The organism is Collinsella aerofaciens (assembly GCF_015557435.1).
Taxonomy (GTDB): domain Bacteria; phylum Actinomycetota; class Coriobacteriia; order Coriobacteriales; family Coriobacteriaceae; genus Collinsella; species Collinsella aerofaciens_Z.
Genome location: NZ_JADNOH010000078.1, coordinates 1 through 24080, shown reverse-complemented (window position 1 = coordinate 24080; position 24080 = coordinate 1). Strand labels below are relative to the sequence as shown.

General features: G+C 60.7%; 19 protein-coding genes. 14 read left to right on the top strand and 5 right to left on the bottom strand.

Features of this window, described 5'->3' with window-relative positions:
• Position 1: 1 nt before the first annotated feature.
• The 5 genes from I2G43_RS07475 to I2G43_RS07455 all read left to right on the top strand — a co-directional run bounded on the left by I2G43_RS07475 (position 2) and on the right by I2G43_RS07455 (position 6016).
• On the top strand, positions 2–844 hold the full coding sequence (locus I2G43_RS07475) for a nucleotide exchange factor GrpE (protein WP_195535677.1): 843 nt from the start codon (positions 2–4) through the stop codon (positions 842–844).
• Positions 845–952: 108 nt separating this feature from the next.
• A complete protein-coding gene (locus tag I2G43_RS07470) occupies positions 953–1918 on the top strand; it encodes a DnaJ C-terminal domain-containing protein (RefSeq protein WP_195535676.1) in 966 nt (321 codons plus the stop codon).
• A 154-nt stretch (positions 1919–2072) separates the two neighbouring features.
• Complete coding sequence (locus I2G43_RS07465; protein ID WP_195535675.1) at positions 2073–2489, top strand: heat shock protein transcriptional repressor HspR; 417 nt, start codon at positions 2073–2075, stop codon at positions 2487–2489.
• Positions 2490–2775: 286 nt separating this feature from the next.
• On the top strand, positions 2776–5076 hold the full coding sequence (locus I2G43_RS07460) for a hydratase (RefSeq protein WP_195535674.1): 2301 nt from the start codon (positions 2776–2778) through the stop codon (positions 5074–5076).
• Positions 5077–5326: 250 nt separating this feature from the next.
• On the top strand, positions 5327–6016 hold the full coding sequence (locus tag I2G43_RS07455) for a hypothetical protein (RefSeq protein ID WP_195535673.1): 690 nt from the start codon (positions 5327–5329) through the stop codon (positions 6014–6016).
• 368 nt (positions 6017–6384) lie between these two features.
• Here the strand turns inward: I2G43_RS07455 and I2G43_RS07450 are convergent, their stop codons facing one another.
• Positions 6385–7053 carry a hypothetical protein gene (locus tag I2G43_RS07450; protein ID WP_195535672.1) on the bottom strand — a complete coding sequence of 223 codons (669 nt, stop codon included), beginning with the start codon at positions 7051–7053 and terminating at the stop codon, positions 6385–6387.
• Positions 7054–7633: 580 nt separating this feature from the next.
• On the opposite strand from I2G43_RS07450, the gene clpB reads away from it, so the two are divergent.
• Positions 7634–10261: an ATP-dependent chaperone ClpB gene (gene clpB, locus I2G43_RS07445; protein WP_195535671.1), complete on the top strand. Its 2628-nt coding sequence runs from the start codon at positions 7634–7636 to the stop codon at positions 10259–10261.
• Positions 10262–10394: 133 nt separating this feature from the next.
• The gene (locus I2G43_RS07440) at positions 10395–10568 is read left to right on the top strand and encodes a hypothetical protein (RefSeq protein ID WP_195535670.1); all 174 of its coding nucleotides are present in this window, start codon (positions 10395–10397) and stop codon (positions 10566–10568) included.
• A 141-nt stretch (positions 10569–10709) separates the two neighbouring features.
• Here the strand turns inward: I2G43_RS07440 and I2G43_RS07435 are convergent, their stop codons facing one another.
• Positions 10710–11342 carry a transposase gene (locus tag I2G43_RS07435; protein ID WP_195535669.1) on the bottom strand — a complete coding sequence of 211 codons (633 nt, stop codon included), beginning with the start codon at positions 11340–11342 and terminating at the stop codon, positions 10710–10712.
• Between the two features lie 518 nt (positions 11343–11860).
• On the opposite strand from I2G43_RS07435, the gene I2G43_RS07430 reads away from it, so the two are divergent.
• Entirely contained in the window at positions 11861–13213 is a 1353-nt protein-coding gene (locus tag I2G43_RS07430) for an ATP-binding protein (RefSeq protein ID WP_195535668.1), read from the top strand.
• Between the two features lie 73 nt (positions 13214–13286).
• Here the strand turns inward: I2G43_RS07430 and I2G43_RS07425 are convergent, their stop codons facing one another.
• The 3 genes from I2G43_RS07425 to I2G43_RS07415 all read right to left on the bottom strand — a co-directional run bounded on the left by I2G43_RS07425 (position 13287) and on the right by I2G43_RS07415 (position 16739).
• Entirely contained in the window at positions 13287–14777 is a 1491-nt protein-coding gene (locus tag I2G43_RS07425) for a hypothetical protein (RefSeq protein WP_195535667.1), read from the bottom strand.
• Between the two features lie 228 nt (positions 14778–15005).
• Positions 15006–16013, bottom strand: a complete 1008-nt coding sequence (locus I2G43_RS07420; RefSeq protein ID WP_117757725.1) for a DUF5692 family protein — start codon at positions 16011–16013, stop codon at positions 15006–15008.
• Positions 16014–16076: 63 nt separating this feature from the next.
• Positions 16077–16739, bottom strand: coding sequence for a TetR/AcrR family transcriptional regulator (locus I2G43_RS07415; RefSeq protein WP_195535666.1), 663 nt, complete (start codon positions 16737–16739; stop codon positions 16077–16079).
• A gap of 189 nt (positions 16740–16928) precedes the next feature.
• Here I2G43_RS07415 and I2G43_RS07410 point away from each other — a divergent pair, with 189 nt between their 5' ends.
• The 6 genes from I2G43_RS07410 to I2G43_RS07385 all read left to right on the top strand — a co-directional run bounded on the left by I2G43_RS07410 (position 16929) and on the right by I2G43_RS07385 (position 23862).
• Positions 16929–19706, top strand: coding sequence for an FAD-dependent oxidoreductase (locus I2G43_RS07410; protein ID WP_195535665.1), 2778 nt, complete (start codon positions 16929–16931; stop codon positions 19704–19706).
• A 13-nt stretch (positions 19707–19719) separates the two neighbouring features.
• Positions 19720–20157, top strand: coding sequence for a hydrogenase maturation nickel metallochaperone HypA (locus I2G43_RS07405; protein WP_195535664.1), 438 nt, complete (start codon positions 19720–19722; stop codon positions 20155–20157).
• Positions 20158–20579: 422 nt separating this feature from the next.
• Positions 20580–21569, top strand: coding sequence for a PTS sugar transporter subunit IIB (locus tag I2G43_RS07400; protein ID WP_195535663.1), 990 nt, complete (start codon positions 20580–20582; stop codon positions 21567–21569).
• A gap of 18 nt (positions 21570–21587) precedes the next feature.
• Positions 21588–22406 carry a PTS mannose/fructose/sorbose transporter subunit IIC gene (locus tag I2G43_RS07395; RefSeq protein WP_022094171.1) on the top strand — a complete coding sequence of 273 codons (819 nt, stop codon included), beginning with the start codon at positions 21588–21590 and terminating at the stop codon, positions 22404–22406.
• Positions 22407–22422: 16 nt separating this feature from the next.
• On the top strand, positions 22423–23343 hold the full coding sequence (locus I2G43_RS07390) for a PTS system mannose/fructose/sorbose family transporter subunit IID (RefSeq protein WP_022094170.1): 921 nt from the start codon (positions 22423–22425) through the stop codon (positions 23341–23343).
• Between the two features lie 120 nt (positions 23344–23463).
• Positions 23464–23862, top strand: coding sequence for a DUF956 family protein (locus I2G43_RS07385; protein WP_195535662.1), 399 nt, complete (start codon positions 23464–23466; stop codon positions 23860–23862).
• Positions 23863–24080 lie beyond the last annotated feature (218 nt).

Here is a 24080-nt window from a genome sequence, read left to right as displayed (position 1 = left end):
CATGTCCGCCCGTAAAGCTCGCACGGAGGCGGCCGCCGCTGGCGCCGCCCCCGTTGACTCCAAGGAGAAGGACGTGAAGATTCCCGTAGAGGCCGTCGACGATACCGAGGCCAACGAGGCCGCGGCCGCCGAGGCTGTCGAGAACCAGGTAGAGGATTCCAACAAGGAGGCGACGATGACCGAGGACGAGATGGTGGAAGCCGCTATCCGCGCCGGTGAGGAAGCCGCCGACAACGACTTTAAGCTCAAGTTCGAGCAGGCCCAAAAGGAGCTCGCCGACGTGCGCAGCGAGCTCGATGCTGCGGCAGAGGCTCAGAAGGCCGCCGAGGACAAGGCAAAGGACGCCACGGAGCGTACCGCCCGTCTGCAGGCTGACTGGGAGAACTTCCGTCGCCGCACCGCCAACGAGCGCATCGCCGAGCGCGAGCGCGCGACCGAGAAGCTCGTCACCGCGCTGCTGCCGGTGGTTGACGATATCGAGCGTGCAATCGACCATGCCCGCAGCCAGGAGCTTTCCGACGACTTTAAGCAGTTCGTCGATGGCGTTGACGCGGTGCATGCCAAGCTGCTCGACGTGTTTGCGCACGAGGGCGTTGAACCCATCGACCCCAAGGGCGAGGCGTTCGATCCGCTCGAGCACCAGGCCGTGGGACGTGTCGAGGACGCGGCGCAGTACGACGAGACCGTCAACGACGTGTACCAGAAGGGCTACCGCATGGCGGACCGCATCCTGCGCTCCGCGATGGTGACGGTGACGTACGGTGGCGAGAAGCGCCCCGCGCCGGAGCCCGAAGCGGCGCCCGAGGATGCTGCGGCCGATACGGCCGAGAGCACCGAGGAGTAATTGAGAAGGGCCCCGGGGCAACACCCGGGGCCCTTTCTGGCCTAGTGCCATATGAAAGCATGAGCCGTCGTCCACAAGGGCGGCGGACGTAACAGGAGAGGAGCTACGATGGCTGCAGGCAAAACCTTCTATGACATCCTGGGCGTATCCAAGAGCGCCTCCGACAAAGAGATCAAGAGCGCGTTTCGCAAGCTCGCGCAAAAATATCACCCCGATGCCGGCGGAGACGAGGCCAAGTTTAAGGAGATTAGCGAGGCCTACGAGACGCTTTCGGACGAGAAGAAGCGCAAAGAGTACGATCAGATGCTCATGTTCGGCGGCATGCCGGGCGCGGGCGGTGCGTATGGCGGCGGCTATGGTGCCGGTGCTGGCGCAAGCGGCTGGGGCGATATCTTCGACAGTATCTTTAGCGGCAACGGTGCCTGGGGCAGCGATTGGGGTTCGGGCTTTGCCGGGACCGCGGGCGCTGCCGGTGCGGGCGCGGGCCGCAACCGCGCGCGCAAGGGCGGCGACCTGTCGCTGACTGTCGATGTGACGGCCGAGGACGCGTTTCGCGGCGTGACGCACAAGGTTACCTACCGCATTCCCTCGACGGGCGAGCAGCAGACCATTACGGTCTCGGTGCCCGCGGGCGCGGTCGACGGCGGCAAGCTGCGCTACAAGCGCCGTGGCGAGTACGGTGTTGCCGGAGGCGAGCGCGGCGACCTGGTCGTGACCACGCATGTGGAGGAGCACCCGCTGTTCAAGCGCAAGGGTGCCGACGTGACCATGGAGGTGCCGATCTCGGTCTACGAGGCGGCGCTCGGCTGCACGGTGGACGTGCCCACGCCCGGCGGCGCGACGGTCCGCCTGAAGGTACCCGCGGGTACCCAGACGGGCAAGAAGTTCCGCTTTAAGGAAATGGGCGCGCCCGATGTTAAGCATCGCGGCCGCACGGGCGCGTTGCTTGTCGAGATCAAGGTGCAAGTTCCCACGAACCTGTCCGACGATGAACGCGAGGCCATGACCAAGTTGCGCGAGGCCGACACGCGCGACTATCGCGAGAAGGTCAACCGTTACAAGGCGACGTATTAAAAATGGAGCCCGAGGCGGGTTTTCCAGGTGCTCGAGATTGGCCTGAAAGAGGAGCGACGCGTACTCGGGTACGCGAGCGACGGTTTGAAGGCCAAGGTCGGGTGCCTGGGAAAGCCGCTTTGGGATGAGGTTGATTAAGAAGGGGTCTGTGAGTATGGCCGAGGACAATAGGAACAAACCGCTGTATATGATCAGCGTGGCGGCCGAGCTGACCGGTATGCACCCGCAGACTCTGCGCGTCTACGAGTCCAAGGGCCTGGTGAACCCCCAGCGCTCGGGCGGTAACACGCGTCTGTATTCGCGTGCCGATATCGAGCGCCTGGAGCTCATCAACCAGCTCACCGACGAGGGCATCAACCTTGCCGGCGTGGTGCGTATCCTCGATATGAAGGAGCGTGCCGAGGAGCGCGAGCGCGAGAACGAGAAACTCCGTGCCCGTGTGCGCCAGCTCGAGGAAGAGCTCCACGAGTACAAGATGCAGAAGAAGATCACCGCCCTTGCCCCGCGCGACGGCTCAGTCAACCCCGAGCAAGTCATGCGCAAGCTGCTGGGCGCCGGAGGGGATTTGTAGTTACGCGGTTTGCACGGCAAGTCTTAACACGAGAGTGGATAATCTCCCACTTTTGGTCCGCTTGAGAGCCAGAAACGGGAGATTATCCACTCTCATTTTCATTCGGCACTTGGGGACGTTCCTTTTGTGCCGGCACTTGGGGACACTCCTTGCACCGATACCGCCCTCTGCTTTACTGAGATAAAGTGAACGACGAGATTCGTAACCCGCTGGCAATCGTTCTATGGCACGATATTGAACGAATGTATGCTATGCGCCCGAGTTTTCGGGCAGAGTGGGAGACAGAATGGTCAAGCTGTACGAGGACGGCATCTACCTGCGTGGTGGCAACGAGGTTGTGCCTGCGGCCGAAGCTGCAGAGCGCGGTATCACCCAGGCGCCCGAGGATGCCAAGCGCGGCACCATCGCTTATTCGATTCTTCAGGCACATAACACGTCGGGCGACCCCGAGGCCCTCAAGATCCGCTTCGACGCCATGGCGAGCCATGACATCACCTTCGTCGGCATTATCCAGACGGCGCGCGCCTCGGGCATGAAGCAGTTCCCGCTGCCCTACGTGCTCACCAACTGCCACAACTCGCTGTGCGCCGTGGGTGGCACCATCAACGAGGACGACCACGTCTTTGGCCTCTCGGCTGCCAAAAAGTACGGCGGCATCTTCGTCCCGCCCCACATCGCCGTTATCCACTCCTTTATGCGTGAGAACTTTGCCGGCTGCGGCAAGATGATCCTGGGCTCCGACTCGCACACCCGCTACGGCGCCCTGGGCACCATGGCCGTGGGCGAGGGCGGCGGCGAGCTGGCCAAGCAGCTGCTGCGCGACACCTACGACGTCGCTTATCCCGGCGTCGTCGCCATCTACCTTACGGGTGCCCCGCGCCCCGGCGTCGGCCCGCATGACGTGGCGCTCGCCATCATCCGCGCTGTCTTTGCCAAGGGTTACGTCAAGAACAAGGTCATGGAGTTCGTGGGCCCCGGCATCGCGAGCATGACGACCGACTACCGCAACGGCGTCGACGTCATGACCACCGAGACCACCTGCCTTTCCTCCATTTGGGCTACCGACGAGGATACGCATGCGTTTTTGACCATGCACGGCCGCGGCGACGACTATCGTGAGCTCAAGCCCGCCGATGTCGCCTACTACGACGGCTGCGTCGAAGTCGATCTGTCGAGTATCAAGCCCATGATCGCGTTGCCGTTCCATCCTTCTAACGGCTTTGAGATCGACGAGCTCAACGAGAACCTCGAGGACATCCTGCATGAGGTGGAGCTCGAGGCCGCCAAGATCGGCGAGGGCAAGACGCACTTTAGCCTGCTCGACAAGATCGTCGACGGCAAGCTGCACGTGCAGCAGGGCGTTATCGCCGGCTGCTCGGGCGGCAACTACGACTCCGTGGTCCAGGCTGCTCGCGTGCTCAAGGGCGCTAACACCGGCTGCGGCGAGTTCTCGCTGTCGGTCTATCCCACGAGCCAGCCCGTGGCACTCGAGCTTACACGCCGCGGCTACATCTACGACCTTATGGAGGCCGGTGCGATTGTGCGCACGGCATTCTGCGGCCCGTGCTTCGGCGCCGGCGACACGCCTGCCAACAACGGCCTTTCGATCCGCCACACCACGCGCAACTTCCCCAATCGCGAGGGTTCCAAGCCGGGCAACGGTCAGCTGAGCGCCGTGGCCCTGATGGACGCCCGCTCCATTGCGGCGACGGCTGCCAACGGCGGCGTCCTGACGCCGGCGACCGACCTGCCCGAGGAGATTTGGGACGAGGCCTGCGAGTACACCTTTGACGACGCGCCGTACAAGAAGCGCGTGTACTGGGGCTTTGGTAAGGCTGAGCCTGCCGACGAGCTGGTCGAGGGCCCCAACATCAAGCCGTGGCCCGCGATGGAGCCGCTCGGCGACGACATCCTGCTCAAGGTGTGCTCCAAGATCATGGACCCGGTCACCACGACCGACGAGCTCATTCCCTCGGGCGAGACGAGCTCCTTCCGCTCCAACCCGCTGGGCCTGGCCGAGTTTACGCTGAGCCGCCGCGACCCGGCTTACGTGGGCCGCTCCAAGGAGGTCGACGCGGTGGAGAAGCGCCGCGTTGCCGGCGAGTCCGCGGGCGATCTGACCGCGCTCGATGCCGAGCTTGCCGGTGTGTTTGAGGCGCTGGCCGGCGCAGGTGTCGCGGCCGATGCCAAGGCTACCGAGTACGGCTCCATGCTCTACGCCAAGAAGCCCGGCGATGGCTCTGCCCGCGAGCAGGCCGCAAGCTGCCAGCGCGTGATCGGCGGCCTGGCCAACATCGTCCACGAGTACGCCACCAAGCGTTATCGCTCCAACGTGATGAACTGGGGCATGGTGCCCTTCCAGATGGAGGCCGAGCCCAACTTTGAGGTGGGCGACTACGTCTTCGTGCCGGGTATCCGCGCCGCGCTCGACGGCGACCTGCAGAACATCGCTGCCTACGTGGTGCGTGCCGACGGTGCGGTTGAGCAGATTGAGCTCTACATTGCCGATATGACGGCCGAGGAGCGCGCCATCGTCAAGGCCGGCTGCCTGATCAACTACAACAAGTTCAAGGCCGCTGCCGAGTAACGCACATACTTGTCCGCCCGGGGCTTACCCTTTCCCGTCCGCTCACGCGCTTCGCGAGGGTCGCGTTCGGGAAAGGGTAAGCCCCGGGCTACATTTCTGCGTTCTCGTTGGGTCTTGAGGGACGCTAAAATCGAGGTTGCAACTCTCCTCTATGGGGGAGTGCGCCTTTGTTCATATGCTATCTAGAATTGACAGTATGAAGTTGGCGCTTTAAAGTGAGCTCAAAACACTCTCGTTTGTGGAGTTGAAGATGAAGCGTTGCACTTCTGTTTTGTTGCTGTTGGTGGCTTGCGTCGTCGCTGCTGCGGGCGTGGTCCTATTTGGCTCGCTTATCTTCTATGGGCCGAGTGGGGTTGAGCAGACGGTCGAGATGGCGTCCCTTGTTGCATCGATGCCCGGGCAAATGATTTCGGACGTTACAAAGCCCGATGAGATAACGCTCGATATCGAGGAAACGCCGGGCATTCTAAGCATAAGCAACTACCCCATGATTGAACTTGGCTCGTCTCGCTATACCAAGGACGAGAAGTTGTCCCGACAGGCGCTGGACTTGCTAAATGGGCGTTCGTTCAAACGCTGGGACGGTTGGGATGCCTATGAGCGTCGACGTGGTTCTGTGAACGGTGGCTACTATACAACGCTGAAGCTGTATTCATCTGATGGCAAACTGATGCGCACCGTTAACTACAATCCGGAATACGCAAAAGCCGGAGGTGGGGACGGCGTCTATATCCAAGATGGCGGCGTGACCTACATTCTTGAAGGCGACCAGCAGCAGGTGATCGATTTTTTGGATCGTTGCGTGATGGACGCGTACGACCAGACCTGCTTGCCCGACCCGCAGACTGCACGCGATAGTGGGTCTGCCCGTTCATGGCTGTTCGAGGATGAGATGCCCTGGACCGCCGAATCGGGAAGCACAGGCTCGGCAAAAGAGTAGAGAACGCGACCACCACAAAGGTGCCCTTTGTGGTGGTTCTCGGCCTGTCTCGATCTGCAACATCTGGGCCGCTAAAAGTGGGTTTGGTGTTACAGATTTAGATTATCGGTTCAGGCATTTTCCGTTTGTCTCGATCTGTAACAGGTGGACCCTTATTTACCGAGTAGTTGTTACAGATTTAGATAAACGGGCGCCGCTGAGCATTTCATCTCAATCTGTAACATCTGGGGTCAAAAATGGCCGCTAGATGTTACAGATCGAGATGTTGGCCGTCATAGCCGAAACCACCACAAAGGTGTCCCCTTTGTGGTGGTTTCGGCTATGACGGCCAACATTGTTGCGCTCATTGAGTACAACAATGAATGTCTCTACAGGATTTCATCTGGGGTGGCGGGTTTGGTTGTTTTGGGGATGCCGAGTTTGGACGACGCGAAATCGTCAACATTGTCCTTAATTCCGTCTTTGGTGTAGACGGTGACCATATAGGTGCTGTGTCCGAATTCGCTCTTGTCGCGTGTTGCCCAGGCCTGCCAGTAGGCGGCCCCACTTCGCCCTTCGATTTTTCCGACACGGCGGAGTTCTGTTCGCTTTAATTTTTGGTCGCTATAGATGGTTCGACCGGCCTCCTCGGTGAGCCCGCACTGTTCAAGCATCTTGTCGAGGACCTGGTTCATGTGGCGTTCATCGGTGTTTGGTGCGTAGTCGTAGGCGAGGGTGATGGAGTCGAGTGGCTGGTCGTCGATCAGATAGTTTAGCGTCTGAGGTTCAAGGCAGAAATAGGGGGAGCATCCGTCGATCTGACCGAGCAGTGGCAACTTTGACTGCCAACTTCCGGTGGGAATTGCATCTTCGTAGAACACGCCACGGCAGACAAAGGAGAGCGAGGTGGCACGCGAGCCGGCGTCGATCATCCCGCAAAGATCGAAGGGCGAGGCGATACCAAAAGAAAAGGGCGTGACGACGATAAGGAAGAGCATCACGATGGGTATGGCGAGAATGGCGATGACGTTGCGACCGGTGGAATGAGACGGCTTCATATGATTTCCCCGAGACAAATGACAGACAAGGCCGATTGCAAATGAATATTCTCACATAACAATTTATTTTAGCCCATAACAAGAAAGGACAACAGACATTGAGAGCAGGGCTGTTTGTCCGGTCGTACATTTTCGTTCTCCATCACCACAAAGGTGCCTGTCCCCTTTGTGGTGGTTTTCGGTCTGTCTCGATCTGTAACATCTGGGCCGTTAAAAGTGGGCTTGGTGTTACAGATTGAGATTTTCGATTCGGGCGTCTTCTGTTTATCTCGATCTGTAACAGGTAGACCCTTATTTGCCGAGTAGTTGTTACAGATTTAGATAATCGGGAGCTACTGAACATTTCATCTCGATCTATAACATCTGGACCCAAAAACGGCTGCTAGATGTTACAGATCGAGACGGTAGCGTGCCGGGGCCACAGCGGGTCGACGTCTCAGTACCCTATCCTTCAATCACTCAGAAAATCTTATATATAGAGACTTAGATTTGTGTATAAGAACGCGTAAAGCTGGCAACAATACTTCTCGAACAACGTGAAGCCGCCCCGTAGGGCGGCCGCCCCAAGAGAGGTGATTCCATGAGAATCGATAAGCTAGCAATGACGTCGCGCGAGGCGCTGCAGACCGCCATGGGCACGGCCGCCGACGCGCAGGCAGGCGCGGTGGAGCCGATTCACCTGCTGTCTGCCCTGCTCGGTGCCGGCGAGCGCAACATTTCCGTGATCATCGAGCGCATTGGCGCCGATCCCGCCCAGCTCGCGCGCTCTACGCAGGATGCCATCGACCATGCGCCCAAGGTTTCGGGCGAGGGCCAGCAGATGGGTCTTTCCAACGAACTCGTTCGCGTCATCGAAAAGGCCGAAAAGAAGGCCACCAAGATGGGCGACAGCTTTGTGGTGACCGAGCATCTGCTCATGGCGCTTGCCGAGGACAAGGGCGAGGCGGGCCGCGTGCTGCGCGACGCCGGCGTTACCAAGGAGCGCATCGAGCAAGTCTACGAGGAGCTGCGCGGCGATGATCGCGTGACGTCTGCCGAGGACAAGACCCAGTTTGAGGCGCTGGAGCAGTACGGCCGCAACATCTGCGACCTTGCCCGCGCCGGCAAGCTCGACCCGGTCATCGGCCGTACCGACGAGATCCGCCGCACCATCCAGGTCCTATCCCGTCGCACCAAGAACAACCCCGTGCTCATCGGTGAGCCGGGCGTCGGTAAGACGGCCATCGTCGAGGGCATCGCCCAGCGTATCGTGGCCGGCGACGTGCCGAGCACCCTGCGCGACCGCGACCTCATCGAGCTCGACATGAGCGCGCTGGTCGCCGGCGCCAAGTACCGCGGCGAGTTCGAGGACCGCTTGAAGGCCGTGCTCAAGGAAGTCCAGAAGTCCGAGGGCAAGGTCATCCTGTTCATCGATGAGCTCCACACCATCGTGGGCGCGGGTGCCACCGAGGGTTCCATGGACGCTGGCAACATCCTGAAGCCGGCGCTTGCCCGTGGCGACCTGCATGCGATTGGCGCGACCACGCTTGACGAATACCGCAAGTACATCGAGAAAGACGCGGCGCTCGCCCGTCGTTTCCAGACCGTTCTGGTGAGCGAGCCCACCGTCGAGGACACCATCTCGATCCTGCGTGGCCTCAAGGAGAAGTACGAGATCTTCCACGGCGTGCATATCACCGACGGCGCGCTCGTGGCCGCCGCCGACCTCTCCGATCGCTACATCGCCGACCGTTTCCTGCCCGACAAGGCCATCGACCTGGTCGACGAGGCCGCAAGCCGCCTGCGCATGGAGCTCGACAGCATGCCGGTCGAGATCGACGCCACCACGCGTCAGCTCACCCAGCTGCAGATCGAGGAGCAGGCGCTCATGAAGGAGACCGACGACGCCTCCAAGGAGCGTCTGGAGGCCCTGCGTCAGGAGATCGCCGAGGTCCAGGAAAAGCTCAACGTGCAAAAGGCCGGTTGGCTCAACCAAAAGAACGCCATCGACCACGTGCAGGAGCTCAAGGGCAAGCTCGACGAGGCCAAGAGCGAGGAGGAGCGCGCAACGCGCAACGGCGATCTGGGCCGTGCGTCCGAGTTGCGCTATGCCGTGATCCCGGGCCTGCAGCAGCAGATTCAGGAGTCCGAGGCCGCGCTCGAGGCGCAGAAGGAGCAGGACGGCGAGGGCCTGAACGAGCAGGTGACCTCTGATGAGATCGCCGAGGTCGTGAGCGCCTGGACCGGTGTGCCCGTGTCCAAGATGATGCAGGGCGAGCTCGATAAGCTCAAGGGCCTGGAAGGCGAGCTGCATAAGCGTGTCATCGGCCAGGACGAGGCCGTCTCCGCCGTCGCCGCGGCCGTGCGCCGCAGCCGCGCGGGTCTCTCCGATCCGGACAAGCCCATCGGAAGCTTCTTCTTCCTGGGTCCCACTGGCGTGGGCAAGACCGAGCTCGCCAAGGCGCTGGCCGAGTGCCTGTTCGACGACGAGCGCGCGCTCGTGCGTATCGACATGTCCGAGTACATGGAGAAATTCAGCGTCCAACGTCTGATCGGTGCGCCTCCGGGATACGTGGGCTACGACGAGGGCGGCCAGCTCACCGAGGCCGTGCGCCGTCGTCCGTACTCCGTGATCTTGCTCGACGAGATGGAGAAGGCTCATCCGGACGTCTTCAACGTGCTGCTGCAGGTGCTTGACGACGGTCGTCTGACCGATGGTCAGGGTCGTCAGGTGTCCTTCAAGAACACGATCATCATCATGACGTCCAACGTGGGCTCCAAGTCCATCGCCGACCTGTCCGGTAAGGACGAGGAGGAGATGCGCCATCAGGTCGACGCGGCCATGGCTCAGACCTTCCGCCCCGAGTTCCTCAACCGTATCGACGACATCGTGGTGTTCCATCCGCTCGGCATGGCGCAGATCGAGAAGATCGTCGACATCCAGCTCGCCGACGTCCGCGCACGTCTTGCCAAGGAGCGCATGACGCTTGCCATCACCCCGGCGGCCAAGCAGATGCTCGCCGTGGGCGGCCTGGACCCGGTCTTTGGCGCCCGTCCGCTCAAGCGTCTGGTGCAGCGCGAGGTCGTGGACGCCATCGCCGCCGCCATCATCGACGGTACGGTGCGCGAGGGCGATCAGGTGACGGTCGACGTCGACAAGGACGGCGGCTTTACCGTCGTGTGCGACAACACGCCGGCGGCCACCTACGAGGTCCCCGACGCCGAGTAGATTTTTGGGACATGCCTTAAAATCCACCAGCCCGTCTCTAAACGCCAAGGGCGGCGGATCCAATTGGGTCCGCCGCCCTTTTTCGTGCGACAATCGATGATGCCGAACGGATGCGATGTAAGGAGCTATGCAGATGAAAGACGAGATCAAGACAAGCGCGCCGGCGCCCAGGCCCACGTCCAAACCGGCGCCCAAGCCGCGCGACCCCTACATCCGTGCCGAGAACGAGGACGATGACGGTTACGACCCCTACAGCGACCGACGCCCCGAGCGTGAGCCGATGTTCGAAGCTGACCCATGGCGCTAATTGCATCAAGTAGCTAATTTGGCGATGATTTTCTGGGACGTGTCTCTATAGTTTTGTCAACCGCGCGCTTCGCGCCATTTCGGCATGACGCATCCGGGCGCCCGGCGCCCCCGCTTCCCCTTCGGTTGATCCCGCCGCCCGCTAGGCCGCGTACGGGACGGCGTCGCGCATGATCGCGTAGATGACCTTGAGCCTCTTCCTCGCGACCGCCTTCAGCGCCTTGCTGTGCCTCATCCCCCTCGCCCTGCACTCCCCGTAGTACCTCCCGAACCTGTTGTCCGTGCCGATGAGGGAGTTGCAGCTGAATATGAGCAGGTTCTTGAGCTGCCTGTTCCCGCCGTGCTGCGGCGATGTCGACCTGATGCTGCTCCCGGAGCGCCTATCGGACGGCGCCACGCCGCAATAGCTCGCGAGCTCGTCGTGCCCCCTGAACGCGGATATGTCGATCGACGTCACCAGCGCCGCGGCGGTCTTGGGGCCGATCCCGGGCACCGTGAGGAGGCACTCGTAGACCTCGTCGCCCGCCAGCGAGTCGGCCACGAGCGGGTCGAGCTCCTCGATGTCGGCGTCGAGGGAGGCTATCTCCCGGGCGAGTATCCGGACCGCGACGTCCTCGCCGGCCGGGAGCCGCCTTCCCGAGCGCGACGAGGCCAGCAGCGCCTCCCAGAGCCTCCTGGCCCCCGCGGCGGGGGCGCCCGCGCGCCTGGCGGCGCTCGAGAACCTGCGCCAGCCGGCGGCCGAGCACCCGGCGGCCCCGCCGAACTCGGCCAGCATCGACACCTGCCAGCGGCTCGACGGGTCGACCTGGCGTCTCTGCTGCAGGCATGGTGTATCCTCTCCCTTGAGCCGGCCGTAAGCCGCGGAAGCGACACCCACATTACCCGGCCGTGGCCCGGTCCGGGCCCGGCACATCTCTATCAGTCGTTCCCCGCGGCCCCTCCCGCCCCGGCGGCAACACGTCCCGGGCCCTCTACGGGGCAGGGGCTGACGGCCGTCCGGGGCGGTCGGCCAGCGACCACCGGTACGGCTCAATCGTATAACCATGCAACGGAAAAGAGCCGCCCTTTCGGACGACTCAAACTGTAATGGGGTAGTCAAAAAAGTCCCGTCCCAAATCGACTGCCCAGGGAGTCGCATTCGAGCTTGGTTGTCCTCTCAGCCACTCGGCATCCTTCGAGCACTAATAGTGAAAAAACTTGCTTAAGTGTTAATCAAGTCATACATAATCTTGCTCTCTAATTAATCAAGAATCGCTATAATTTTGATTAGCTAGAGAGCAAGATTGGAGAATCATGGCATTCAACGACTTGATCGCCCAGAAAATAAAGGACTTTGAACAGCAGGGGGTTCCGCAGGTCTTTGAGCGAGACCTTGATCTAGGAAACCCACAGGAGCCAAAGCGCGACAACATCGTAAATGTGATTGTGGGGGCCCGCCGTTGTGGAAAGACGTATCGCCTGTATCAGGAGATGCGGCGGCTTCAGAGCCGGGGCGTCGAGCTTGACCGGATGCTTTACTTCAATTTTGAGGATGAGCGCTTGCGCCCGTATGAGCCATCGCTGCTGGCGGACGTGCTCGACACGTTCTATGCGCTGTATCCTGTTGCTCGAACCGAGGGCGCTTACATTTTCTTTGACGAGATCCAGGAAATTCCCGAATGGGGTGCGTTTCTGCGGCGTGTAGTCGATACGGAGAAAGCGACCGTCTATGTGACGGGATCTTCTTCTAAGATGCTGTCCTCAGAACTTAAGAGCGAGTTCAGGGGTCGTTCTCTTGTGCGAGAGCTTTTTCCGTTGAGTTTTTCGGAATACGTTCGATATAAGACGGGGAGCGTTCTCGAGCCAGATGCGACCTTTTCCCCGAGCGATGCAGCGCTGCTTCGACATCATCTGATCGGGTATCTTGAACAAGGGGGATTCATCGCGACACTTGAGCAGACGCCCACAGACGCGATTCAGCTGCTACAGGAATATGCTTCGCGAACGGTCGCTATGGACGTCGTTGAGCGTTACGACGTCAAGAACCCTCGCCTGGCATCGCTGTTCTTGACGCGGTGTATGGCATCTTCGGGACGAGAGCTGTCAGTGAACAAAGTGTACAACGAGTTCAAGAGCAGACAGATACCCGTCAGTCGTAATTCGCTCAGCGATTTACTTGAGTATTATGAGGACGCCTACCTGTTATTTTCTGTGCCGGAGTTCACGCGTTCACTGGCAAATAACATGCGGTCTGCGTCTAAGGTCTACGCTGTCGACCCTGCGATGTTTGGAGCATTCTCTCCCGCATCAGCATTGGACCAGGGCCAGAGGCTCGAGACCGCAGTGTTCAATGCGCTAAGAAGAAAGACTCCCGCGGTGAGGACCGGCTCGGTCTGCCGCCTGCTGATCAAAGAGAAGAGCAAAAGCCATGAGGTGGACTTTGTGGCTGGGGACGCGCTTCTCATGCGGGCTTATAGCCTGATTCAGGTGAGTGCGGATATGGCACGTGAGAAAACGCGCGAGCGCGAAATTGCCGCGCTTGATGCCTCGATGGCCCAGTTCGATCTTGGCGAGTCGGCAATCGTTACCATGGATGAACAGACCGATATTTCATGCGAGCACGGTGTGGTCCACGTTGTGCCCGCATGGAAGTGGCTCCTTGCCTAATCATCTATGGACCTGTGGGGTCAGGACCTCCTGGCTCCCTCATCACGGTTGGGGAGCACCTTGCTGCGCCAGGCTAGTCCTGGGCTTTGATACTCGGCATCAGAATCTGGGCGAGGTAGTCGGTCTCGAGTTTGGCGGCGGCGTCGGCCTTGCCGTCTTTGCCGACCAGCACGTTCTTGATCTGGCTATAGGTATAGCGGTTGCCGGTCGTAAGCTCGACAAGCTCAATGGCCGTGTCCATGGGGTAGGTTGACACGGGGTTCTGCGTCTGTCCGTTGATGGTCTGGGGCACCACGTACGGATAGACGGGGCCGCTGGCGTAGACGGTATAACCGTTGCCTAGATTGGCCGCGCCCAAAACCGTATCGCCTTCATCGGGCGTAAAGCTCTCGCCCTCGCGCACCGCGACGAGCGTCACGAGCGGCGTATTGGCGTCGTCGCCCAGATAGATGCATAGCGTGCTTCCGTTTTGCCAAGTTGCGACCTTGCCGTACCACTCGACGGGAATATCGAGCTGGTAGAGGTCGGTTGCCTTGTGGCGAGCGTCAGCATCACGGGACGCCTGTGCCTTTTGCGCGCTCACGGCATTGACGGCGGCGTCGCGCCGCGCGGTTGCTGCCTGCTGGAGCACTTTGGCAGCCGCGGCGGAGCTCGCACCGCCCTCCTCGGCATACTTGGCGGCGGCATCGATCTGGTCGTCAGTCACCGTGTCGGCCGAAGGCACCTTGAGCTTAAAGGTGGCCTGGGCACTTAAATCCTGTCCATCGCTCTTAACGGTGACCTGTGCCTTGGTGGTCGGGACAGTGTAGATAGTGCCGTCCGCCGCGATGGGGGAGGCGGCGATGGAGAGCGTGTAATCGCCGGGCAGCAGCTTGATGCCGCGACCGTGCTCATCAACGTAGAGCGTCTCGCTCACGGACGAGCCGTCAGAATCCTGCCCACTTACCTGCACGGGAATCTTGGAGCCAGTAGAGCAGTCGAGCCCCGCGGCATGTACGCCAATCTGCACCGACATCATCGTGTGCGCATTGGCGGCGACAACGGCTGCCTGTTCGTGCTGATATCCGTTCCAGGCGGCATAGCCCGCGCCTCCGGCAACGAGCGCGACGGCTACAACGCCTGCCACCATCAGATTGCGGCGCTTGGGCGTCATCTTGCGATGGCGAACCTCGGCCTCGCGTGCCGAGGGGACAGACGGCAGGGGAATATCGCCCATGGCGATGGTCTCGTCGACGATAGGCGCAGAGCCCAAGCCAGGGAGCTCGCGGGTCAGCGAATCCTCAGCCGGCAAGCTGTCGAGCAGGACGGTTCCCTCGCCCGCGTCGGATTCGGGCTGGTCGTCGTCCTCGCTTTCGGAGTTCTCGTGTCCCGCCTCATCCCCGGCGGGCGCAGCATCATCGTCGGCATCTTGTTCGCCTTCGGCTTCTGACTCATCCTGCGCATCAACAGTCGAATCGTCAAACGCAATCTCGCCCAGCGCGATCTGGTCTAGGCTCTCCAAGGCCTCGGCACACGCTTCTGCATCTTGAGCCGCATCCTCGCGGCCGCACGTCTCATCGCTCATATATCCCCCAATGCAATATCGGCTCAACAATGTACCCAAAAATGGGGCCATATAGAGCCGGCGTGCAATTTGAAATACGATTTAATCCGAGGGCGACATCCGACCCAAAGGCGCGACAACAAAAAGCCCCCGGAACGCGAGCGAATCGCGTTCCGGGGGCTGCGCGAGGCATTGGATCGAAAGCCGGACAAGTGTTTCTATACCCAGGTTCCGACAACGGTCAACACATTACTCGGCGTGCGCGTAATCAACCTTGGCGCGGCGGGCGGTAGCCTTCTCCCAATCGCTGGTGCCCTCAAAGACATCCTGCTTATAGGGATTGCGGCCGAGCTTCTTGGCACGGTAGGCGATGTAGATGATCGCGGCGACGTTGGCGACCAGTGCGGCGATCGAGACCGCGGTAGCGGCGCCGGGGTCGAGCGTGGAGTGGGTCACAAAGATGGACTCCTCCTGGAAGTAGGGGAATACCTGGGCAAACATGCACCAAATAGCCAGCGTAAAGGCGCGGTTCTGGATCCAGCCGCCCTTGTTCCAGATAAAGGCCGCCACGGTGGGGGCCAGCAGCAGCGCAAAGCCGCAGAACCAGGAGTGGGTGGGCAGGCAGTTGTAGGTGTAGCAGAAGTTCCAGATATCGTAGGCGATGATGTAGACCCAGGTCATGTCGGGCCACAGCATGTCGGTCTTGTCCTCGGAGGCGTAGACGCTCCACCAGCCGGTCATGCAGAAGATGTTGATGATACCGGCGATGCCGTTGAACACGTTGTTCCAGCCGGCGAGCTGCGTGGCGCCCTCGGAGGTGACCCAGGTGGACTCGCCCAGGACAAAGAAGTGATAGGCGCTCTCAAAGTCGGACACGACGGCGATCATGATGTTGATGGCAACGATCACGAACGGCCATGCGCGGAACCAGTGCGCCTTGCCGATCTTGCCCCACTGGTACTTAATGGCGATGAAGCCCCAGCAGCCGGCCAGCGCCGCGTATACCTTGGCGTAGTGGAACCAGCTGTTTTGGTACACGTGGGTGGGGTTGGTGAGCGCCCACTCGGCGCCCTGCGAAACGCCGACGGCGATGGCGACGCAGTAGATGGTCATGGCAAGCGGAGCCACGCCAAAGATGATGGCCGCGCCGAGCTTGGTGCGGCGGCCGACCTCGTTGAGCACGATCAGGCCGATAAAGACCATGGCCCAGCCGGCCCAGTGGATAAGGGTATCGCTACCCCAAACATCGAACAGCATGCTGCTCTCCTTTCACACGCCCGCGGCCCCTCTTCTGATCGCGGGCAGTTTGGCCAAATGTCGTCAGTTCTGGGGCTTGCGCTCCGGATACTTGGCGGTATAGCCCTCGATGTGGAGTGTCGAGGCGATGATTTCCTTGACCGTCTCGTCGGGCACATCGGGATGCGTGCGGATATACATCAACAACCCCATGATGAGGGTGTAGAACGTCTCGTAGACATGGTCGATGCGTAGCTCATGATGGGCGACAAAGTCCACCACGGTGGTGTCGCAGATATACTGCGCCACACGCTGGACCACGTTGTGCAAAAAGCCGCCGTAGAGCGCGCCGCTGCTTGAGGTGAGCGTACTCGGCAGCTCGTGGCCGCTGGCGACCAGGCGCTTAAAGAGCGGGGCGACGGTGTCGAGTGCGCCCTCGATATCACCGACGATGCGGTTGGCATTCCACTGCTCGAGCTCGGAGATAAAACCGTCGATTGCCTCGTCCATGACGGCGGTGACGGCGGCGTCCATATCGGCAAAGTAGTGGTAGAACAATGAACGCGTGCAGCCGGCTCGCTTGGTCACGGCCGATACCGATAGGTGGGACACGCCCAGCTCGGAGCTTACGGTGCGCACGGCATCGAGGATCTCGCGACGGCGTTCGTCGCCCGTCAGGCGCTTTGCCGCGCTATCGGATGCGGGAACGGCATCGACCACAGAGGTATCTGCTGTGTTGTTGCCCATGTTTTGCCGCCTTTCATCCTCTTTTGCCTGACCGTTCGCCTAACAGTCTTGAATATTGTTGACGGTTCGTCAATACTATTTTTGACACAATGTCAACTAATGGCGGGTGAACGGCATGGGGGCATGCCCGGCCTGCAAAAAAGAGGGGTGCCGCGGTCTCGTCGGGCTGTGGCAAGAGAAGGGACAACCATGATTCTCAACGGACCGGGGATTAGCTACACCGAGCCCGACATCGGTTCGGAGTTCGTGCCGCCGCTGCCGGAGCATCCGCGCGAGGCCATCGTCAAGCTGTGCGAGCACTGCACCAACCGTCTGCTGCATCGCGATGAGCTGCTGGGCTACGAGTACTGGTCGTTTGCCGAGGCCGCGACTGACGAGCAGGCCGAAGTGCTCTGCAAGATGAAGATGCGCCGTCCCTATACGCTGCCCGAGATGGTCAAGCTCACCGGCATGCCCGAAGCCGATATCGAGAAGATGCTCGACGATATGAGCTACACGGGCCTGCTCGAGTACAACTGGGAAAACCCCGAGCGTGCCAAGCAGTGGGTGCTGCCCATGCTGGTGCCGGGTTCTGCCGAGTTCCTCAACATGCGCGTGAGCCAGCTCGAGGAGCACCCGGTCTATGCCAAGTTCTTTGAGCAGGCGTCCAAGGGCCCGCTGTCCAAGGCCACGCCGATGGTGCCGCCCGGAGGCGCGGGCATCGGCATGCACGTCATTCCGGTCGAGAAGGCCATTGACGCCACGAGCACCTCGGTGCCCATTGAGCATATCGAGCATTGGCTCGACAAATACGAGGGCAAGTATGCCGCCAGCACCTGCAGCTGCCGCGCGAGCCGTCGTGTGATGGGTGAGGGTTGCGCCGACGATCCGGCCGACTGGTGCATCGCCGTGGGCGATATGGCCGATTACGTGGTCGAGACCGACCGCGGCCATTACGTGACCCGCGACGAGGTCTACGACATCCTGCGCCAGGCCGAGGACAACGGCTTTGTGCACCAGATCACGAACATCGACGGCGAGAACAAAATCTTCGCCATCTGCAACTGCAACGTCAACGTGTGCTACGCCCTGCGTACCTCGCAGCTGTTCAACACGCCCAACCTATCGCGTTCGGCCTATGTCGCCAAGGTCGAGAAGGACAAGTGCGTGGCCTGCGGTCGCTGCGTTGAGGTGTGCCCTGCCGGCGCCGCCAAGCTGGGCCAGAAGCTCTGCAGCAAAAAGGCCGGCGGCCACGTGCCCGAGTATCCGCGCCAGGAGCTGCCCGACGCCACCAAGTGGGACCACACCAAGTGGTCGCCTAACTATCGCAACGACAACCGTATCGAGACGCACGAATCCGGCACCGCACCCTGCAAGACGGCCTGCCCCGCGCATGTCGCCGTTCAGGGCTATTTGAAGCTCGCGGCTCAGGGTCGCTACGACGAGGCCCTGGCGCTCATCAAGCGCGAGAACCCGCTGCCTGCTATCTGCGGCCGCGTGTGCAACCGCCGCTGCGAGGACGCCTGCACTCGCGGTCGCGTGGACGCCGCCGTGGCTATCGACGAGGTCAAGAAGTTTATCGCCCAGCGCGACCTGGATGCCGCGACCCGTTATGTCCCGCCTGTGGTGACGCCGACGCGCGCCGGCGGCTTCGACCAGAAGATCGCAATCATCGGTGCCGGTCCGGCCGGCCTGTCCTGCGCCTTTTATCTGGCCGAGAAGGGCTACAAGCCCGTCGTGTTCGAGAAGAACGAGCGCCCGGGCGGCATGCTCACCTACGGCATCCCCAGCTTTAAGCTGCAGAAGGATGTCATTGAGGCCGAGGTCGAGGTCATCCGCCTGATGGGCGCCGAGTTCCGCTACGGCGTGGAGGTCGGCCGCGATGTGACGCTCGACGAGCTGCGCGCGCAGGGCTTTAAGGCCTTCTACGTGGCTATTGGCTGTCAGGGCGGCCGCCTTGCCGGTATTCCGGGCGAGGATGCCGAGGACGTGACTGTGGCCGTCGACTTTTTGCGCGAGGTCAACAGCGGCAAGATTGACGCGCTGCCCGGTCGCACCATCGTGGTGGGCGGCGGCAACGTGGCTATCGACGTGGCCCGCAACGCCTGCCGCCTGGGTTCCGAGCATGTTGAGATGTTCTGCCTGGAGAGCGAGGCCCAGATGCCCGCCAGCGAGGAGGAGCGTCGCGAGGCCATCGAGGACGGCGCGCACATCAGCTGCGGCTGGGGCCCCAAGGAGGTCCATCTGGATGAGGCCGGTCGTGTGTGCGGCGTTACCTTTAAGCGCTGCACGCGTGTCATGGACGATGAGGGCCGTTTTGCGCCTGAGTACGACGAGAACGACCTGCGTCGTGTGGATGCCGATCGTGTCGTCATGTCGATCGGTCAGTCCATCGTGTGGGGCGACCTGCTGGCTGGCTCCAAGGTGGAGCTTGGCCGCGGTCAGGGCGCTCTTGCCGATCCCCAGACCTACCAGACCACCGAGCCCGATGTTTTTGTGGGCGGCGACGTCTACACCGGTCCGAGCTTTGCTATCGACGCCATCGCCGCTGGTCACGAGGCCGCCGTGTCCATCCATCGCTTTGTGCAGCCGGGCTCCACGCTCACCATCGGCCGCAACCAGCGCCGCTACACCGCGCTCGACCGCGACGATGTCGTGATTGAGAGCTATGACAACGCGAGCCGCGAGGTTGCCCACGTCGACCGTGAGCGCGAGAAGACTGCGCCGTTTAGCGAGTACGTCGAGACCTTTACCGAGGAGCAGGTGCGCACCGAGACCGCCCGCTGCCTGGGCTGCGGCGCCTCGATCGTCGATCCCAACAAGTGTATCGGCTGCGGCCTGTGCACTACCAAGTGCGCCTTCGATGCCATCCACCTCGATCGCGATCGCCCCGAGTGCTCCACCATGGTCAAATACGAGCAAAAGCTCCCCAGCCTGGGCAAGTACGTCCTCAAGCGTGCGATCAAAATTAAATTTGGTCGAAAGTAGTTAGGTGCCCGCCTTGCATGAATTAGGAATCGTCTATCACATCATTCGCGATGTTGAGAATGTGGCGCGCGCCAATGGCGTGGGTCGCGTCTCGAGCGTGACGTTGCTGCTGGGCGAGGTCTCGGGCGTCGTTCCCGACCTGCTGCTCGATGCTTGGCGTTGGGCGGCAGATAAAAAGCCCATCACTGAGGGGGCGGAGCTTATCGTAGAACCTGTCGAGGCCGTGACGCACTGCGAGGCGTGCGGCCGCGACTACGGCACGGTCGAGCACGGCAAGACCTGTCCCCATTGCGGCAGCGGCGAGACCTATCTGCTGCAGGGCCAAGAGGTCATGATCAAGCAGATCGAGACTCCCGACGAGGAGCCCGCGGACGCCGACCCCGACGGCCTCGCTGCATCCGCCGATACCCCCGATGCCGTTGACGCCGCCAACCCCCTCCACATCGCCTAGCCCCTCATCAGTTGCGGTGAAACAGTTCCTAAAATCGGCCCCATGGCCCCCAATCAGGAACTATTCCACCGCAACTTTTTTGTCGCTATTGTTCAGTTTGGCTAGATTTTCAGAGCATATTTGTCATTAGCAGTCAAGTTCAGCCTGTTTAAACAGAATTGCGCCGCATTGAGCACCTTTTCATCTAGTTATAGTCGGTATTAATGAACAGTGCGCCTGTATATGTCAAAATATCGGGTCGCTTAAGCTACGATTTAGCAGGTAATAAGCCAAAAATCAGCAATGTAATCAACTTGTAACAAACCTTGACGTTTAAACAAATAATCCAACCTTTTGCGAATTTAGCTATAAATCCACAAGGCGAACAGGTATACTCCATTATTGTCGTGTAGGAAATACGTAGACAAAAAGGAGGTTATGTGATGGTAAGTATTGTTCTTGCTAGCCATGGGGACTTGGCAGCTGGAATCAAGCAGACGGGCTCGATGGTCTTTGGCGATCAGCCGTCTGTAGCCGTGGTCTCGCTCGAGCCGAGCATGGGCCCCGACGACTTCCGTGCCAAGGTCGAGGAAGCAGTCGCTTCCTTCGAGGACCAGGAGCAGGTGCTCTTCCTCGTTGATCTGTGGGGCGGCACGCCGTTCAACCAGATCAGCGGGCTCATCGAGGGCCACGATTCCTGGGCTATCGTCACCGGTGTCAACCTGCCTATGCTCATCGAGGCATATTCGCAGCGCTTTGACGCAAAGAACACTGCACATGCGATCGCAAAACATCTCGTGACTGAGGCTAAGGCTGGCGTGCGCGTCAAGCCCGAGTCTCTGGAGCCCGAGGAGAAGAAGCCGGCTGCGGCCGCCGCTGCTCCTGCAGGCGCCATCCCTCCGGGAACGGTCATCGGCGACGGGCACATCAAGATCGCCCACGTCCGTATCGACACCCGTCTGCTTCATGGTCAGGTGGCCACCACTTGGACCAAGCAGATCAACCCCAACCGCATCATCGTGGTTTCCGACGGCGTTGCTCACGACGAGCTCCGCAAGACCATGATCGAGCAGGCTGCCCCTCCGGGAGTCCATGCCAACGTCGTGCCCATCAAGAAGATGGCCGAGGTCGTCAAGGACACGCGCTTTGGTGACACCAAGGCCATGCTGCTCTTCGAGAACCCGCAGGATCTGCTCAAGGCCATCGAGGCCGGCGTCGACATCAAGGAAGCCAACATCGGTTCCATGGCTCACTCCAAGGGCAAGGTCGTCGTCACCAACGCCGTCGCCATGAGCGATGACGACGTTAAGACTCTCGAGGCTCTCAAGGCCAAGGGCGTCAAGTTCGAGGTCCGCAAGGTTCCTTCGGATTCCTCCGAGGATCTCGACGCCATGTTGAAGAAAGCTAAGGCCGAACTGGCCGCTCAAGCATAGTAAAGGAGGGTCCGATACATGTCTGCAATCACTATTCTGCTTGTTGCGATTGTCGCGTTGCTTGCCGGTATGGAAGGCATTCTGGATGAGTTCCAGTTCCATCAGCCGCTCGTGGCATGCACGCTTATCGGTCTCGTAACCGGTCACCTTCAGGAGGGCATCCTCCTGGGCGGTTCGCTTCAGATGATGGCCCTTGGCTGGGCTAACGTCGGCGCCGCCGTCGCGCCTGACGCCGCTCTGGCCTCGGTCGCTTCTTCGATCATCATGGTGCTCGCCCTCAACGGTGGCGCCACCGATTCGGCCAAGGCCGTTACCGCCGCTATCGCCGTCGCCGTCCCGCTGTCGGTCGCTGGTCTGTTCCTGACCATGATCTGCCGTACCCTGGCTACCGCTATCGCTCACGCCATGGACGGTTGCGCCGAGAAGGGCGACTTCGCCGGCATCGAGCGCTGGCAGTACGCTGCTATCCTCATGCAGGGCCTTCGTATCGCCATCCCGGCAGTGCTTCTGTGCATCATCCCGGCCGAGGCTGTTACCAACGCGCTTAACGCTATGCCCGACTGGCTGTCCGGCGGCATGGCTGTCGGCGGCGGCATGGTCGCTTCCGTCGGTTACGCCATGGTCATCAACATGATGGCCACCAAGGAGACTTGGCCGTTCTTCATCCTCGGCTTTGTCCTTGCTGCCATCCCTCAGCTCACGCTGATCGCCCTTGGCCTCATCGGCATCTCCCTTGCCCTTATCTACCTTGGCCTTAAGGATCTGGCCAAGCAGGGTGGCGGCATGGGCGGTGGCTCCGGCGACCCGCTCGGCGACATTCTGAACGATTACGAGTAGGAGGGGAGTGATACATATGGCAGAGAACAAGATTCAACTCACCAAGGCTGACCGCAAGAAGGTTTGCTTCCGTCATCAGTTCCTTCAGGGCTCGTGGAACTACGAGCGTATGCAGAACGGCGGCTGGTGCTTCGCAATGATCCCTGCGATCAAGAAGCTCTACACCAGCAAGGATGACCAGATTGCCGCTCTTAAGCGCCACCTGGAGTTCTATAACACCCACCCTTATGTTTCCGCCCCCGTCATTGGCGTTACCCTCGCTCTCGAGGAGGAGCGCGCCAACGGTGCTCCGATTGACGACGTCGCCATTCAGGGCGTCAAGGTCGGTATGATGGGCCCGCTCGCCGGCGTCGGCGACCCCGCCTTCTGGTTCACCCTTCGCCCGATTCTGGGCGCTCTGGGCGCTTCCCTGGCCCTGTCCGGCAGCATCGCCGGTCCGCTGCTGTTCTTCTTCGCGTGGAACATCATCCGTTACGCCTTCCTGTGGTACACGCAGGAGTTTGGCTACAAGGTCGGCTCCTCCATCGCCAAGGACCTCTCCGGCGGTCTGATGGGCAAGGTCACCGAGGGCGCTTCCATCCTGGGTATGTTCATCATCGGCGCCCTGGTCGAGCGCTGGGTGTCCATCTCCTTCACCCCGGTCGTCTCCAAGGTCACGCAGTCTGCTGGCGCCTTTATCGACTGGGCTAATCTGCCCTCCGGTTCTGAGGGTGTCAAGGAAGCACTGACGATGTATAACTCCATCGGTGCTAACGCCCTTGATCAGGTGAAGGTCACCACGCTTCAGGCTAACCTCGATCAGCTCATCCCCGGCCTTGCCGCCGTGTGCCTGACCCTGCTGGTCTGCAAGCTCCTCAAGAAGAAGGTCAGCCCGATCGTCATCATCCTGGCTCTCTTCGCCATCGGCATCATCGGTCGCGTCTGCGGCTTCATGTAAGCGCGCTTCGGCTTAAGACCGAGAATTGCTAGGCAAGGGCTTTTGAGCCATTGAAACGGACCGCACCCGGTGGGTACACTGGATGCGGTCCGATTGTTTTATTTGGAGGGCGAGGCGCGCATGGCGCAATCTCAGAACAGCACGGTCGATCTGGCAACGCCGGCAACCTGCCTTATGGGCCTTACCAGCCACGGTAACGTGATGGTGGGCAATAAGGCGTTCGAGTATTACAACGAGCGTAATCCCGAGGATTATATTCAAATCCCGTGGGACGAGGTCGACTATATTGCCGCCGAGGTTTTGCGCGGCACCAAGAAGATCACGCGTTTTGCCATCTTCACCAAGGACAACGGTCACTTTACGTTTTCGACGCGCGACGACAAAGAGACGTTGCGCGCGGTCCGCAAGTACGTCGACGAGGATAAGCTCGTGCGTTCGCCCGACTTTATCGATGTAACCGCCAAGGGCGCCAAGAGCATCCCCAGCGCCATCAAAAGCCTCTTCCACAAGGACAACTAGTCGTTGGACCCTCAAACTGGGACGTAGTTTCCCGTAGAGCCTTGATTCGGAAACTGCATCCCAGTTTGAGCGCCGATTCCGGGACACAGTTTCCGGAACGGGCCTGTTTTGGAAACTGTGTCCCGTTTTGAGCTCAAATTCTGGGATGCCGTTTCCCTGAGAGGGTCGCGCGCGCAGACGTGGTGTAAGAGTGTCCTGAGGTCCGTCGCTGCAAGTCC

Coding starts and splice junctions, on each gene's coding strand:
- I2G43_RS07385 (WP_195535662.1), top strand. CDS start 23,464: ATGGCGCAATCTCAGAACAGCACGGTCGATCTGGCAACGCCGGCAACC.
- clpB (WP_195535671.1), top strand. CDS start 7,634: ATGAGAATCGATAAGCTAGCAATGACGTCGCGCGAGGCGCTGCAGACC.
- I2G43_RS07425 (WP_195535667.1), bottom strand. CDS start 14,777: ATGAGCGATGAGACGTGCGGCCGCGAGGATGCGGCTCAAGATGCAGAA.
- I2G43_RS07465 (WP_195535675.1), top strand. CDS start 2,073: ATGGCCGAGGACAATAGGAACAAACCGCTGTATATGATCAGCGTGGCG.
- I2G43_RS07420 (WP_117757725.1), bottom strand. CDS start 16,013: ATGCTGTTCGATGTTTGGGGTAGCGATACCCTTATCCACTGGGCCGGC.
- I2G43_RS07460 (WP_195535674.1), top strand. CDS start 2,776: ATGGTCAAGCTGTACGAGGACGGCATCTACCTGCGTGGTGGCAACGAG.
- I2G43_RS07440 (WP_195535670.1), top strand. CDS start 10,395: ATGAAAGACGAGATCAAGACAAGCGCGCCGGCGCCCAGGCCCACGTCC.
- I2G43_RS07450 (WP_195535672.1), bottom strand. CDS start 7,053: ATGAAGCCGTCTCATTCCACCGGTCGCAACGTCATCGCCATTCTCGCC.
- I2G43_RS07395 (WP_022094171.1), top strand. CDS start 21,588: ATGTCTGCAATCACTATTCTGCTTGTTGCGATTGTCGCGTTGCTTGCC.
- I2G43_RS07430 (WP_195535668.1), top strand. CDS start 11,861: ATGGCATTCAACGACTTGATCGCCCAGAAAATAAAGGACTTTGAACAG.
- I2G43_RS07470 (WP_195535676.1), top strand. CDS start 953: ATGGCTGCAGGCAAAACCTTCTATGACATCCTGGGCGTATCCAAGAGC.
- I2G43_RS07455 (WP_195535673.1), top strand. CDS start 5,327: ATGAAGCGTTGCACTTCTGTTTTGTTGCTGTTGGTGGCTTGCGTCGTC.
- I2G43_RS07390 (WP_022094170.1), top strand. CDS start 22,423: ATGGCAGAGAACAAGATTCAACTCACCAAGGCTGACCGCAAGAAGGTT.
- I2G43_RS07475 (WP_195535677.1), top strand. CDS start 2: ATGTCCGCCCGTAAAGCTCGCACGGAGGCGGCCGCCGCTGGCGCCGCC.
- I2G43_RS07415 (WP_195535666.1), bottom strand. CDS start 16,739: ATGGGCAACAACACAGCAGATACCTCTGTGGTCGATGCCGTTCCCGCA.
- I2G43_RS07400 (WP_195535663.1), top strand. CDS start 20,580: ATGGTAAGTATTGTTCTTGCTAGCCATGGGGACTTGGCAGCTGGAATC.
- I2G43_RS07435 (WP_195535669.1), bottom strand. CDS start 11,342: ATGCTGGCCGAGTTCGGCGGGGCCGCCGGGTGCTCGGCCGCCGGCTGG.
- I2G43_RS07410 (WP_195535665.1), top strand. CDS start 16,929: ATGATTCTCAACGGACCGGGGATTAGCTACACCGAGCCCGACATCGGT.